Annotated in this window: 11 protein-coding genes; 1 reads left to right on the plus strand and 10 read right to left on the minus strand. The window is 41.9% G+C overall.

Features of this window, described 5'->3' with window-relative positions; genetic code table 11:
- Positions 1–30 precede the first annotated feature (30 nt).
- The 10 genes from JMX07_RS02685 to fmt form a co-directional block, all read right to left on the minus strand.
- Positions 31–1164 carry a metallophosphoesterase gene (locus JMX07_RS02685; protein WP_201606199.1) on the minus strand — a complete coding sequence of 378 codons (1134 nt, stop codon included), beginning with the start codon at positions 1162–1164 and terminating at the stop codon, positions 31–33.
- Positions 1165–1250: 86 nt separating this feature from the next.
- Complete coding sequence (locus JMX07_RS02690; protein WP_201606201.1) at positions 1251–2261, minus strand: TIGR01777 family oxidoreductase; 1011 nt, start codon at positions 2259–2261, stop codon at positions 1251–1253.
- Positions 2262–2520: 259 nt separating this feature from the next.
- Positions 2521–2928, minus strand: coding sequence for a hypothetical protein (locus tag JMX07_RS02695; protein WP_165597793.1), 408 nt, complete (start codon positions 2926–2928; stop codon positions 2521–2523).
- Between the two features lie 134 nt (positions 2929–3062).
- The gene (locus JMX07_RS02700) at positions 3063–3524 is read right to left on the minus strand and encodes a hypothetical protein (protein WP_134292684.1); all 462 of its coding nucleotides are present in this window, start codon (positions 3522–3524) and stop codon (positions 3063–3065) included.
- A 152-nt stretch (positions 3525–3676) separates the two neighbouring features.
- On the minus strand, positions 3677–4306 hold the full coding sequence (locus JMX07_RS02705; RefSeq protein WP_201606212.1) for an L-threonylcarbamoyladenylate synthase: 630 nt from the start codon (positions 4304–4306) through the stop codon (positions 3677–3679).
- Positions 4307–4423: 117 nt separating this feature from the next.
- Complete coding sequence (dprA, locus tag JMX07_RS02710; RefSeq protein WP_201606310.1) at positions 4424–5689, minus strand: DNA-processing protein DprA; 1266 nt, start codon at positions 5687–5689, stop codon at positions 4424–4426.
- 75 nt (positions 5690–5764) lie between these two features.
- The gene (locus JMX07_RS02715) at positions 5765–6874 is read right to left on the minus strand and encodes a LysM peptidoglycan-binding domain-containing protein (protein ID WP_201606215.1); all 1110 of its coding nucleotides are present in this window, start codon (positions 6872–6874) and stop codon (positions 5765–5767) included.
- Between the two features lie 325 nt (positions 6875–7199).
- Positions 7200–8621: a threonine synthase gene (gene thrC / locus JMX07_RS02720; protein ID WP_201606216.1), complete on the minus strand. Its 1422-nt coding sequence runs from the start codon at positions 8619–8621 to the stop codon at positions 7200–7202.
- Positions 8622–8679: 58 nt separating this feature from the next.
- Positions 8680–10254, minus strand: a complete 1575-nt coding sequence (locus tag JMX07_RS02725; RefSeq protein ID WP_201606217.1) for a transcription antitermination factor NusB — start codon at positions 10252–10254, stop codon at positions 8680–8682.
- A gap of 75 nt (positions 10255–10329) precedes the next feature.
- On the minus strand, positions 10330–11400 hold the full coding sequence (fmt, locus tag JMX07_RS02730; RefSeq protein WP_201606218.1) for a methionyl-tRNA formyltransferase: 1071 nt from the start codon (positions 11398–11400) through the stop codon (positions 10330–10332).
- 326 nt (positions 11401–11726) lie between these two features.
- Here fmt and JMX07_RS02735 point away from each other — a divergent pair, with 326 nt between their 5' ends.
- Positions 11727–14477: a hybrid sensor histidine kinase/response regulator gene (locus tag JMX07_RS02735; RefSeq protein WP_201606219.1), complete on the plus strand. Its 2751-nt coding sequence runs from the start codon at positions 11727–11729 to the stop codon at positions 14475–14477.
- The last annotated feature ends 100 nt before the right edge of the window (positions 14478–14577 follow it).

A 14577-nucleotide genomic window follows, 5' to 3' on the forward strand; every position in this document is an offset into this window, starting at 1 on the left:
AGCCAGCTAATTAATGATTTGTATAACTGATTAATTGGTATTACCAGATAGCGTAATCAACCAAATCTCTGAGCGCGATCCCAATCGAAAGGGAATGCCCCAAAAACCATAGCCAGAGGACACGACAAAGTGTCCTTTACCAATCTGCTCATAGCCATAGCCTAATCTATTAATAGCATTGACGATGAAATTAGCGGGAAATACTTGACCGTTGTGGGTATGTCCCGAGACTTGTAAATCTATAGGTAATTGACTGTGATTATCTATATCACTCGGTCTATGATCTAACAATATCACTGGCTGCGACGTATCTACTTGCGCAAGCAGATCGGTAGTTGCTACACGTTGACGTTTATGATTATCAAAACGTCCAACTAACCATACTGGTTGACCCTCGTGCTCGATACAGAGCACCTCATCGTTTAACAACTGTATACCTGCATTTTGCAGCGCTTCGCTAATAGGTCGCTCGTGACCATATAAATCATGATTGCCCAATGTCGCATAGACACCACCTGGCAGGCTATTGCACAATTCTGCTAGGTTTTGCTCCATATGATATTCATTAAAGGCCTCTGTATTATCATCCATAATATCCCCTGGCATCAGCAACATATCTGCACCAGAGCGAATCATAAGTTGTTGCAATCTATCTATGGCTCTCACACCAAATAATCGACCTATATGCAAGTCACTAGCGACTGCAATACGCAGTGGCTTGGCCAAAGGTTTATCTATATTAATAGACAGCTCGCGTATAACAGGAGCATAGGCACTATATAACGAATAAATAAATAGTCCTATAAATAGGAGTAGTGCTAGTACTCTTAGCCCTATAGTCATCTCATTCGATTGATGCAACGTACTACCTGATAAAGCAACTACTAGCAGATATCCTCCGTAGAGTAGACTCACTGCCAACGCCGTCAATATCATAAAATGCATGACTAGCATCCAACCGCTAACCCAGCGATAACTGTTGGCAAATGCTCTTTTTACGCTCAATACTAATAGGCCATTAGTAATAATGAATACACTGGCCCATATCGTCGTCTGTAATGTTGGCGTTATCCAAGGCTGGAGCCACCACTGTATACTTAATACTGTACCTAAGCTAAATAACTGCAATAACAGAAAGATGGTGAAGAAAAATGCGTAACGCATGGACTGCCCTTAGACATAAATACTGTTTGATAAGTGAGTATCAGAAAATAAACTCTAATGTTTCACATGAAACAACTGCTATATAACTATTTCTGATTTCCTAATGCTTGCTGGAGTGTCGAGTGTTTGAACGAATAACCTGCATCCAATAGCGCTTGTGGCAGCACCTTTTGACCATCGATAAGTAACGTCGACATTTCGCCAAACATCAGCTTAAGCAAAAACTCTGGTAAAGTGAAAAATGTTGGGCGATGTAGCCATGAGCCAAGTGCTTTGGTAAAAGTATGATTGGTCACAGAATTTGGAGCAGTAAGGTTATATACGACTGTATGTGTATCATTTGCGGTACTGTTTGCAGTCTTAATAGTGCTATCATTAATAGGTGCATTGTCTTGGGCTAAGCTTTCAATGTGATTAACGTCTGATTCTTTAGTAAGTTTAAGCTGCTGCTCAATAATAAAGATGACCGCACTAACCCAATCTTCACGGCTGATCCAGCTCATGACTTGCTGTCCATCACCCAACTGTCCACCGACACCAAATTTAAAGGGTAGCAACAATTTAGCCACCATTCCGCCCTCAGGATGAATGACTACACCTGTTCTGACAATAGCTACAGGAACATCATGATTGGTTGCTTTAAGCGCTAATTGCTCCCATTCATCACATAATGTATGGGCAAAGTCTGTCTCATAATCGCTATTTTCAGTCAATGGCTTGTCGCCTTGCGTACCATACCAACCGATTGCTGAGCCGCTTACCAGTAACTTGGGTTTTGTGCTAGCACGTGCGATAAAATCCAATATCGACTGAGTAGGTTTGATACGGCTCGCCATCAACTGCTCTTTGCGCTCATCGCTCCAACGAGAGTCAGCAATCCCAGCACCTGCTAAATTTAATATGACATCAAAACTCATATCAGACTTCGCAAGCTCGTCATAAGTCATCATATTGATATCATCGGGATGTGGTTGACTGCTATCACGAGTTAACCAAGTAATCGTCACGTCTTTATTCTGCGCGCGATATCGTGCCATTAGCTCTCGACTAAACGCACTTCCCAAAAACCCTGAACCGCCACTAATCAAAACCTTCATACCCTACTCCCTATATGCCTTAAATATCGCCAATATGACTGATCGTTAAATTATTTATTGTTGAAGTACTTATCGTTCAATAAAAACCAGACCGTTACAACCATCGTCTGCTTTTTTGTGGTTTTTATCAAAACGACTTTTACATACTTTTGGTAAAGGAAGGTGAGGAATGAAAGGTTTACGAGGTCAAACATTGCACTTTGATAATTACTGTCAAAAATAGAAGTTTTTTTATTAAAAAAGTATCTTAATTTTTTGGCTAATATTGCAGACTTTGTTTAGGTTTAGGTAATGCGGACATACCCACAATCAAAGCACTTATACCTCCTACTAAGCTAATCGCCAACCATGTACGAGCATCTTGACCAATAAAAAATGTGGCATTAATAGAAAAACCAACAAGAAAAACTCTTACCCACCATCTTTTGGACTTATATGTTTGTTTAGAAGCAAGCCATATACCGCACAATAGTGTAGGCATTCCAATAAGAAATACACCTGCAATAAGGTAAAAAGGTATGGCTACAGCGTATGCCAGACCTATATCCTTATTCCACATTATCAGCGATACTAAAATAGGGAATAAGATCAACTGATATAGCGTACCTAAAGTTAAAAATAAAAATATCACCATTTTTTTTGGATAGTGGCTGTTGTTATCTAACATTAGTTTTAACTCATAAGTTGGTCAATTTGTGAATGGAAATAATATAGCTGTTATAAACCGTTTCGAACTTTCTTGACCATCCAAACGCATCATAATATTTCAGAAATAGTTTGATCAGCTCTTTATTTAATGGCTCAGCCTACGTCTTCAATATTTTCTTTCAATACTGGTAAAGCTGACATACCTGCTAATACGGCACTTACTCCTCCAGTTAAACTGATAGAGAACCATATCACCAAACCAAATTTAGAAAATATAAACCAAACAAAAAATAAAGCATTAATAAGAACTCCCATAAAAAAAGTTCTTATCCACCACCCATCTTGTATGTATATTTCTTTATACGAATGCCACTTTCCCATCATTAATGTAGTTGGCATCGCAAACAAGCCACCTGCAATAAGATAAACTGGAAAAAACAGTATGAACAATAGACCTATGCTGTTATCTGAGCTAAGAAGTGTCGCTATCCATGGAAAGATAATGAGCTCATACAGCGCACCTACGAATAAAAATAACTTAGTAACCTTCATTTTTGGATATTCAGCCAAACTTTCGTTCAAACTATGACTTGGCTGATTTAATTTATTTTTCATATGACTGCCTAAATCCTATTCAGGGCTACCGTCAGTATGTGATAAACAGTATTTGTGCCAGCATTATTGTAAAAAATGTAGCTCATACAATAGAAAACATGTTGAGTAAGGCAAACAGGTAGCAAAAAAAACGTCTACATCTTTCTTGTCCACTAACGAATAACCAAGCCTGTCGTTGCGTCACGAATCTGGCTAGGTAAGGTATAACCCAATGTATCACCCTGCAAATAACCAATTTGCTCTTTGAAATAAGCATAGGCGGCTTCAAAGGTGCTAGCAGGCGTTTGTCCTGATCGGTTGCAGCTTGTAGAAACCAATAGCCCAAATGGGTTCTCTTCACTGACCATCTGTTGACAAAGCTGACGAACTGTAGGATGCGAGATAACTCGAACAGCAATAGTCTGATGCTGACCGGTAATCCAAGTGGGCACAGTGCTCGCAAGCGGCTGAGGAATCGGTAATAACCAAGTATGTGCTTGGCGATTGTGCTGTTCATCTCTACTATCGTCTGTCTGCCAGCTATCAATAATCTGCTGGCGCTGAACATCATCTAAAGAGGCTAGCAAAGGTGCTAAGCGAGACACACTATCAGTGACGACTATCATGCCTTTGGCTTGTGGACGTTGTTTGATATCCAAGATACGTTGAACAGCTGCTTGGTCATAAGGGTCGCAACCAATACCCCAAACGCTTTCTGTAGGATACGCGAGCAGCTGCCCTTCTTTTAGCCACTTAGCAGCTTGGATGGCAGAATTAGTAATAAGAGGTGTAGGTTGGCTCATGACTTAAATGGTTCGTAGAAGTAAATTCTAATAATACCACAAGAGGGATATTGTCTAGGAGAGTCTATAACTAAGGGCTATCTATGCCAGTGTCTAATAAGGAATATTTACGATACTTTAAATGCGCAAATATCGTCCACCTTGTTCGCTGATAAGACCCATTAGTTCAAGCTCCATTAGCTGTCCAATCAACTGTGGCGGTGCAAGCTTGGTTGCACTAATAAGCGCATCTAAATCTTGCCCATGCCAGTCAAGCTGCTCATAGATTGCAGTTAAATGCTCAGGCACAACGACTGTGCTGCGCGCAGGCTTTATCTCAGAAGATGGTTGCTGGCTAGTAGATTTGATTGAGTTTTTCTCTATCTCAAATGCATCGAAAGTCTGAGTAATATTAGAGTGATTGCTATTAGAGTGATTACTATTGAAAGTAGTAGCGTTCGCTGTTCTATAAACGCTTTTATCATAGTCAAGCTGACCATTGACGTCTTCTAGTACTTGCTGAGGATGATAAACCAAGGTCGCGCCTTCACGTATCAAATGATGACAACCCTCTGCATTGCTATTGTCAATATGACTGGGAATAGCAAAGACCTGTTTACCTTGTTCAGACGTGAGACGTGCTGTGATAAGCGAGCCGCTTTTAATTGTCGCTTCCGTCACAATGGTCGCGAGACTCAGCCCAGCTACCAAACGATTGCGACGCGGAAAAGTATGTTTATGCGGCTGCGTATGTGGTAATAGCTCACTGATAATGCAGCCACCTTGCTCAATAATTTGAGTAAATAACTGATCCCGATGATTGGGATAGTTCACATCGATCCCTGTACCCATTACACCAACCGTCCGCCCCTGGTAGCCAGGGTCTGCTTGTGCTAGCGCGCCTAAATGTGCGCGTTTATCTACGCCCATAGCTAGGCCGCTAGTAACGATATACCCTGCTTGCGCTAAATACTGCGCCATATCAAACGTGATTTTTTGCGCATGCGCGGTGGGTTTGCGGCTACCTACTATAGCGATTTGTGCTTGATGTAGGCGCGCGCTATTCCCACGATAAAATAATAAGGGCGGCGGGTCGTAGATTTGTAAGAGTTGGGCAGGATAGTCGGCGTCATCAGCGAATAGCAGACCATAGCGCCCATCTATCAATGCTTGCTGAATCTTATCGATATTGGCAAGTGTTTGCTCTGGCTGTTCATGACGTTTGAGATGGGTGTGGTGAATACCGAGCTGCTTCCATGCCTCTACTTTGGCTTGCCAAGCAAGCTGCGGATAACCGAAAGAAGTGATCAGTTTGTGATAAGCAGATAACGACGCATTCACCTCGTACCACAGCGCTAAGATAGCGCGCTGATCGTCGGATAAAGAAGAGGTGACTGCCGTCATTGTCATCTGTCTCGTATAGGTAAGCTTAGATTAGTATTTAGTTTAATATATTGCTTAATACAGCCTTATAGCTATTTATAAATAAGGGGGTGGTAACAGCTGATCGCCAATATTAAGTGGTAACTCAGAGTCAAGTACATAAGCATAGCTGATGTGGTCAAAGGTATTAAAAACCATCACCATACCACTTGGCTCGTTTGGTAGACGTACAGGCGTGTCGTTGTCTTTAGTATCACGTACCAAAGGCCCTTTTTGATAAACCGTCAGCACATCACCTGGTTTAGCACCTTGCAAGCTACCCAAGTTAATAGCGACCACACTACCCTTCGCAGCCGAGCTGATAGAGTCCATTACACGTACGATCATACCGCCGCGACTGACACTTGCAGGCGTTGGATAAAAGACAGAAGGAATAGCGTTGTCTAGCTCTACAAATACGCGATCCCCTTCACGCACTTCTTTGCCATAGCTATCGATAAGCTGCAAGCTAGTCACACCATTACTTTCTGTAGAAGTAACAAGACCAGTCGCTACTTGTGTAACTTCTAATCCTATCACTTCTTGCGTTTTGGGGTCTACATATAGCTCACCCTCACGGTAAACGCCGTAACGCTGGCCCACGATAAGCGGTACGCCTTTAGCATATACCTTATCACCGCGCGCAGTAATTAAGTTACGGTTTTTAGAAGCTAAAATATAAGGCGTGGTATTAAAGTCTTGGGGATTAACAATAAGCGTTTTATCAAGCCAATGTTGGATAGCCGACCACGGAATAGGAGGAATGCTATTGGCCGTCGAGGTAATTGCGACCGTACTTGTAGTTACACTCCCAGTAAGCTGCTTTTCAACGCCAGCACAGCCTTCACCAGTATCAACGCCAATCAGTGTTTTTCCTTGAATCACACAAAGGATAAGAACGTCATTAGGGTAAATAAGGTTTGGATTTTTGATTTGCTTATTGGTGGCCCAAATTTCTTTCCAGCGCCATGGGCTATCTAGATAGCGACCTGAGATATCCCATAATGTATCGCCTTTTTTGACGATATAACGATTGGGCGCATCAGCTTTGATAGTTGGCGGCGGATTGTTAGCTTGAGCCGTGCTCATCAACATGGCACTACTAAACGTCGTAACTAATAATCCTTTTGCCAGTGCTTTTGCTGTCTTTTTTAAGCTCATCTTCATCGTTATATCCACAATATGTACCACTGTGTTCGACGCAAAGAACTGTATTTAATTTATTACTGCAAAAACCTCTAAAATTAATAAAAGTTTAATTATATCAGTAACTTATTAATAAAATTCTCATGGCGATTATAGGGTAACTGTTCAGTGTAATTGGCTAGAATAATTCCTAAAAAAGCGCCTAGCACGATGATGACTTGCTGACGCTGTTTCTAATATTACAATTATATCTACCATAACACAATCATAAACACTTTATTACAATGGTGTAACTTTTACGCGGATACTTTTCCTTGTTGATGATAAGCCTTAAGACCGTAATTACTCAAGCAGGATTCGGCGTGACATGTTGGCGGATTTGTTCAGCGACCAATTCTGCCTTGTTATCCAGTACCACTACATGCTGCGGTAAATCTTCTAACCCTTCAGTGTGCGCTGGACGAGCGATATCTATCTGACCGATAGCCTCAACGATTGTGTCAGCAAATTTGACGGGTAACGCTGTCTCCGCACAGACAATGATTTCACCCTCTAACTGTAGCTCTTTAGCAACCTTGATACCGTCAGCTGTATGCGGATCAACTAGCTCACCATGCTGCTCATAAAGCGCTTTAATGGTTTGCAGGCGGTCGCTATGGGTCGACTTGCCAGCAGCAAAACCGTAACGGCTGTTGACCGCATCCATCAAGTCAGACAAGTCAAAACCTTGACCAGACTTCACCCCTTCAAACAACTCATGAACGCGCGCGCTGTCTTTTTCTAGTAGCAAATAAACAAAGCGCTCAAAGTTAGACGCTTTGGAGATATCCATCGATGGGCTTGAGGTAATGTAGGTTTTTTCAGTCGGACGTGGCTGATAAGCACCTTGGTTAAAGAAGTCATTTAGCACATCGTTTTCATTGGTGGCGACGATTAAGCGCTCAATTGGCAAACCCATTTCGCGGGCAATATGACCGGCACAAATATTGCCAAAGTTACCTGATGGCACGCTAAAGCTGACTTTTTCATCGTTATTTGAAGTTACGGCAAAATAGGCTTTAAAGTAATAAACGATCTGCGCTAGGATACGACCCCAGTTAATCGAGTTGACGGTTCCGAGGTTATAAGCGGCTTTAAATTCGGCATCTTGCTGTAGTGCCTTGACGATATCTTGACAATCATCAAACATACCATCGATAGCAATGTTATGAATATTATCATCGGTCAAACTATACATTTGCGCACGTTGGAATTCGCTCATTTTGCCGTGTGGAGATAGCATAAAGACTTCGATGTTTTCTTTACCTCGCAATGCATATTCTGCCGCACTACCCGTATCACCACTGGTCGCACCGATGATAGTAATACGCGCATCTTTTCTTTTTAGCACGTATTCAAAGGCATTGCCCAAGAACTGCATGGCAACGTCTTTAAACGCCAATGTCGGACCATTTGATAGTCCTAAAATATATAAATTATTGTCAAGCTTGCGCACAGGTACGATTTCTTTACTACCAAACACCTCAGCGGTATAAGTACGCTCGATAATATCTTGCAAATCAGCGGCAGGAATATCGGTGGCAAAGCGCTGCATAATCGCCATGGCAAGCTGTGGATAGCTGAGCGTGCGCCACTCATCAAGGGTCGTGCTATCTATATTTGGATAGTGCTCAGGCAGCATCAAACCGCCATCTGGCGCAAGCCCCATCAATAGCACATCACTAAAATCCATCGGCGCTGTCTGACCACGGGTACTGATATATTTCATTAGATTGTCCTGTCTATAATGAGGTTATTCAATATTTAAAACGGTTTATTCAGCAGTTTTATGCCATTGTCTTATGAAGCAATGCATAATAAAAACCATCACCACTCTCGCTATCAATCGGTAAGCACTGACGCCCGATTGCTTGCGCGATACCCCAGCTGCAATCCTCGGTAAACTCAATCGCTACTGCATCATTATGATGCGTGATAAAGTCCTGCATTTGCTCGACGTTTTCTTGCTTTAAGATAGAACAGGTCACATACAGCAGATAACCACCAGCTTTGAGTTGTGGCCATAGATTGTGCAAAATATCTGCTTGCAACAGTGCCGTTTGCTCGATGTCTTCTTCGGTACGAAGGATACTGATATCAGGATGGCGACGAATCACACCAGTCGCGGTACAAGGAGAATCTAGTAATATTGCATCAAAGACGGGTTCATTGGTAGCCGCTTTTTTATTTTTCCCATGCTGCCATCTGGTTGCATCCGCACAGACGATATTGAGTGCGACACTTTTCTCTGCTTGCTGCAAATCGTGCTGACTTAGATTTAAGCGCTGTAAATTCTCACGAATACGCTCAATACGTGGTGCTTCGTTATCGATAGCTGTTACTTTGATATCAGCAGTCGCAGACGACGTTTCAGCATTATCTCGTTTCACGTGAAACAATGATGACTCGTTCTTAGAACTTATAAGCTCTAACCAATGAGCAAGCTTGCCACCAGGTGCCGCACAAGCATCTAGAATATGTATCTCATTATTCGTATTTTCCGTATTAGATTTTTCAGCACTAAGCTTAGCCATCAATGCTTGATTAATAATCGGTGCAGCAAGTTGCGCATGCATGTCTTGTACGCTAGCAACCCCTAAAGCAAACTCAGGCAAAGCGTTAACGGCAGTGCTTTGATGTAGCCGGAGACCTTTGGTTGATAGCGTTGTAGCAGCGGCAGACTCTGACGAGCTCGCTACCTTAAAACCAGTCGTTAGCTCAACGATGTCTGCATCAATTTCTGCCCCATCCAACGCATGCTGATAATCCTCTACCGAAGTAACCGCCGAGTTCACTCGTAAAAACATCGGTGCTGGCTGGCGCAAGCCTTGGGTCAGCTCATCATACTGCTCGCTCCAATCTTGCTTAAGCTGATAAGCGAGCCAATTCGGTAGGCTGTGTTTTTTATCGCATTTCTTACGGAATTTGCTTGGATTCTTGGCGACTTTGCGCAAAATAGCATTCACCAAACCAGTAGAATGAGCAAACTCAATTTCCTTTGCAGCCTCAACAGTTTCATGAATCGCCGCATGGTCAGCCACCTCTAAATACAGCAACTGTACTAAGCCTACTTGAATGGTGGTACGCACCTCAACCTCATCAATAGGGTTGTCTGCTAAAGTATCGAGCAAACGTGCCAGCGCATGCCACTGGCGCAATGTCGTGAGCAGCAATGCATGAGCAAAGCCTTTGTCACCATCATGCAAACTATTCAATAATGGATCAAGGACGCTTGAGAGCGACTGACCGTTTTGAATAGCCAGTAAAGTGCGGATCACGCGTACGCGCACGCTGCCATTCATGATAAGGTTGCTTGACGGTTTGAGCTTGTTGTTTCTTGGCGCAGTGCTGGTTTGTCTCATTAAATTTGATTTCCTTGACGTATCATCGATAGCGTCTTGTGCAGATAGAGTTAACTATCATTAAGTTAGGTTCAGTTATTTTGTTTCTGTCGTAAATTGATCGCCGTCATTTAATTGGTTACCGTGGCAAATTTGTTCGGCAGTCATTGGCTTACCACCTGCAAACTGCAAGTGAGTAATGGCTAAAGTGGTGGCTGATGATTCAGCGTCACTCTCTTTGCCACAAGCTACTAAAATCGCTTTACGTCCGACACTGATAACCGTTCCAGCAGGTTCATTGGTTTGCTGCGATGTATTTACAGGTAAGCTAGCCAGTACTTTAACGCGCTGCCCCGCCAGGAAAGTATAAGCACCTGGCCATGGTGTCAGCCCACGAATTTGGCGTTCAATAGCGGCAGCAGGCTGCGACCAATCAACTTCGCCTTCGGTTTTGACCAGCTTTTCAGCATAGTTGGCTTGACTATCATCTTGAGCGATAGCTTGCGCTTGATAAGCAGCTAAATCTTTTAGCACCGTACTAATGGCTGTCGCACCAAGTGCAGCCATCTTATCATGTAGGCTAGCAGCGGTATCATCAGAGGCAATACTTTCGCTAACTTTATAAAGCATGTTGCCCGTATCAAGACCTTTGTCCATCTGCATAATGGTAATGCCGGTCTCATCGTCTCCGGCCAAGAGTGCACGATGGATAGGTGCAGCACCGCGCCAGCGTGGCAACAGTGAAGCGTGAATATTCAAGCAACCATGAGTAGGCGTCTCTAATACACCGATAGGTAGGATCAACCCGTAAGCGGCGACAATCATCACATCTGGCTGATAGGCGCGCAGAGTTTGCCTAGCAGCTAGCCCTTCTGCACTAGACTTCTTAAAAGTGACTGGTTGCTCTACAGCGATATCATGTGCCAACGCAACTTCTTTTACCGCAGAGGCTGACAGCTTCTGACCACGACCTGCTTTACGATCAGGCTGCGTGTAAACAGCGACTATTTCTATATTCAGCGCTTCTTGCTGCTTAATTAACGACTCAAGGCTGATAGCAGCAAATTCAGGTGTACCCGCAAATACTACCCTTAATCGGTTAGTAGTTGGGTTATCATGGTCAGTAAGCGAGTTAGATGTATCAAAGGTAGGAGCAGTTGTAGTCATAATCATGCATTATATAAGGTTTATTTGTTCATTATAGGTGAGTTTACGGCGCAGTGCCATGATTGTAATGACCTCACTTCATGATAACCAATGACATTATTTGCCTTTATAATATCAAGGACATCGAACGTTCTATTTATATTTTTTACAAAACAATTTGGTGTTAATAACCACTCTCTGTAAACAGTAAGCCGTTATTCTGCTATAAATAGAAGGTAACACTAAAAATTTTAGACAATTCAACTGTCGTATAATTCATCTACTGTATGTAGAAACTTAATTTTATTTCACTATATTCTTTCGTGTCGAGATAGGGCCACGCTTTCATGCAACAGTTTCAGTCCTTACAACGCTTATTGATTTTTTATGCCTTGTCTCTCACGGTTATGTTACTGCTGTACTATGTCACACTGTTTGATGGGATGAAAAAACATAGTGAACAACATAGCATAGATACTTTTTATTCCCTACAGCACAGTATTATTGAACATGCAGCGCCTGTAGATAGTGAAATAAAAAAAATCTTAGAGCAACCTACTTTTGATCACCTGAGTTATCAGCTGATTTTAATAATGCCTTCTGGGCAGACCTATATTCATCATAATACTCGTCCTAATGAATCTGCTTTTTCTACCGTTGCTTTCCCTACCATCGGTACATCAGCTTCTAGCAGCAGCGACCATAGCTCTTATACCGTCAATAGCAGTGAACTAACAGGAATCATTAATCTAAAAAGCGGACATCAGATTTATATTGTACTACGCCACGAACCTTTTGTTGTTGACTGGATATCTTACCGTTATTGGCTCCCTTTGATGGTCGCCATCGTACTATTTTTCATGGCATTGCTCTATATGCTTAATCGTCGCACTAACTGGGAACAATTACTGGTTTATACCGATAATTTGAGTAGCCGCGCAAAAGAATCTTATACGCCGCCGCCGTTTTTACAAAAGAAATCTACTACCGAGTTTATGCTGTTAGGTCATGCGCTAAGTCGCGTCAGCTACCAACTACATAATGACTATCGGCGTATAAAAACATTGACTCATCGGTTAGAACGCTTGGTTGATCAAGCGCCCTTACCGATGTTGATGAGTATACGACATGGTCAAATTAGTTTCTATAATCAGCGTTTTGAGCAAGTGTTTACTCCTTCTACACAGAGAGAGCAAAGCTATGAGCTAACTGATTTCGTTGAAGGGAAAGATGAGGCCACTCAAATACTGTTAAAAACTATTTCAAGTTTGCGCGTTACTCGCACACTGATAGTTTATGGCTTGGAGAACAAACAAGCCTACCAACTACACGTAACACCATGGTTCGGTGAACATGGGCAAGTTCACGGTTTTACTGTAATTTTTAATAATGTTGATGAAATTTTCCATCAATCTGAGCAATTACAGCTGCACAACCAACAACTGCAATTACAAATTGATGAATCAAACGAAGCCCAAGCATTTATAGGTCGTAAGTTAAGGTTACCACTAGAGAAGATCATTGATTCGTTGGAACCCATCGACCCTTCAACATTGACGGCTCAAGGCAAAAAAACTCTAAATACATTGATTACAACCAGTCAAAGCATGTTGACTGTGCTCAATGAGACGCTAGTAACAGAGGAGATTGAAGTCCGAAAAACACGTCTAAGTATCGAAACGGTTGATATTTATAAGGTAAGCAAAGAGGTTAGCAATTTAGTCACAAAAGAAATAAGACAACAAGGGTTAGAATTGATCTATTTCTTTGCACCGGACTGTCCTCGTTACATCGAAACTGATTACATTCGACTGCACCATATCCTATTAAACCTGTTGAAAAACGCTATTAGTTTTACAACATCAGGCTATGTCGCGCTCACTGTTGATCGTGTACCTGAAGATAAGGTAACGCGAATAAGTAATCAGCATTTAACTCCTAACAATGACACGACAATGCCTGCGCAGACATCTTATTGGATTCGATTTAGCGTAAAAGACACTGGAGCAACTATTACTCCTGAGAGACAAAATCAATTAGTCAATATCTTGAATCAAAGCAATCATAACTTAGTTGAAGACAGTAATATTGGCTTGAGTGATGCCAATAGCTTTGCTCAGTTACTCGGCGGTTTTATCGAACTAAGTAATACGGTGGATAAAGAGACGATATTTAGCCTCTACCTTCCTTATCCTCATACCACTTATCAATCGGTATATCATCGTTGTTCGCAGCTGCCCCATATTCACCTTATCGCTATCATCAATCAGCCTCTAGTTGCTGAACATTTACAACGTTTGTGCGAGTACTTAACGATATCCGTGACTATCTACAGCACTTTAGATAGAGCCACTGTACAGCAGCTAAAAAATAAATTAAAACAAGATGAGCAAACCATCATTCCTGTCTTGTTATTAGATTATGAATACAGCGAATCCATCACCTTATCAGCTCATGCGAGCAACAAGTATAGCGAGCAACAAGAAGTGTTAAACGACCTAGTCGCTACGCCTTCACTACCAAAGATATTACTTAGCATGAAACTTGAAAGGCATATACCCTCTATTTTACTAGGCCAATATGATGGATTTTTGACCAAACCCTTGGACGCAAGTTTATTACTTTCTGAACTGCTACGCTTAACCTTGTTTGCAAGGAAAACGCTAAACATACTGGTCAAACATCAATATGACAGCAGTCTATCTTTTGTAGAAGATACACCTAAGAAAGAAATCTTGTCTCCACTTATCTTAGTGGTAGAAGACAGTCCTACTAACCAAAAGATAGCCTGCAAGATGTTAAGTAAACTTGGTTATCGTAGCATCGTCGCAGAAGATGGACAGCAAGCACTTGAGAAACTCAAAAGCCAACGTGAAGAGATTTCTTTGATTTTGATGGACTGCAGAATGCCCGTTATGGATGGCTTACAAGCCACACAAGTGATTCGTTCACAAGGTGATAAAATACCGATTGTGGCGCTAACTGCAAATAATACAGAAGAAGATCGCGAGGCTTGTATGCAAGTTGGTATGAACGAGTTTTTATCCAAACCCATTAGCAAGAAAGACTTAGAATCTGTTTTGCGGAGTTTTATATAATAAATCTCTAGTATAAATAAAAAACACCCTATCGATATCACTTAATCAAAGTAATATCGATAGGGTTAAAAGCTTGGTACGAGGATAATATTTCGGTAAG

This window comes from Psychrobacter immobilis (assembly GCF_904846235.1).
Taxonomy (GTDB): Bacteria; Pseudomonadota; Gammaproteobacteria; order Pseudomonadales; family Moraxellaceae; genus Psychrobacter; species Psychrobacter immobilis_C.

Excerpts from the sequence above, each read along its gene's own strand:
- dprA (WP_201606310.1), bottom strand. The coding sequence starts at position 5,689 with ATGACGGCAGTCACCTCTTCTTTATCCGACGATCAGCGCGCTATCTTA.
- JMX07_RS02690 (WP_201606201.1), bottom strand. The coding sequence starts at position 2,261 with ATGAAGGTTTTGATTAGTGGCGGTTCAGGGTTTTTGGGAAGTGCGTTT.
- thrC (WP_201606216.1), bottom strand. The coding sequence starts at position 8,621 with ATGAAATATATCAGTACCCGTGGTCAGACAGCGCCGATGGATTTTAGT.
- JMX07_RS02685 (WP_201606199.1), bottom strand. The coding sequence starts at position 1,164 with ATGCGTTACGCATTTTTCTTCACCATCTTTCTGTTATTGCAGTTATTT.
- JMX07_RS02715 (WP_201606215.1), bottom strand. The coding sequence starts at position 6,874 with ATGAAGATGAGCTTAAAAAAGACAGCAAAAGCACTGGCAAAAGGATTA.
- JMX07_RS02700 (WP_134292684.1), bottom strand. The coding sequence starts at position 3,524 with ATGAAAAATAAATTAAATCAGCCAAGTCATAGTTTGAACGAAAGTTTG.
- JMX07_RS02695 (WP_165597793.1), bottom strand. The coding sequence starts at position 2,928 with ATGTTAGATAACAACAGCCACTATCCAAAAAAAATGGTGATATTTTTA.
- fmt (WP_201606218.1), bottom strand. The coding sequence starts at position 11,400 with ATGACTACAACTGCTCCTACCTTTGATACATCTAACTCGCTTACTGAC.
- JMX07_RS02735 (WP_201606219.1), top strand. The coding sequence starts at position 11,727 with ATGCAACAGTTTCAGTCCTTACAACGCTTATTGATTTTTTATGCCTTG.
- JMX07_RS02725 (WP_201606217.1), bottom strand. The coding sequence starts at position 10,254 with ATGAGACAAACCAGCACTGCGCCAAGAAACAACAAGCTCAAACCGTCA.
- JMX07_RS02705 (WP_201606212.1), bottom strand. The coding sequence starts at position 4,306 with ATGAGCCAACCTACACCTCTTATTACTAATTCTGCCATCCAAGCTGCT.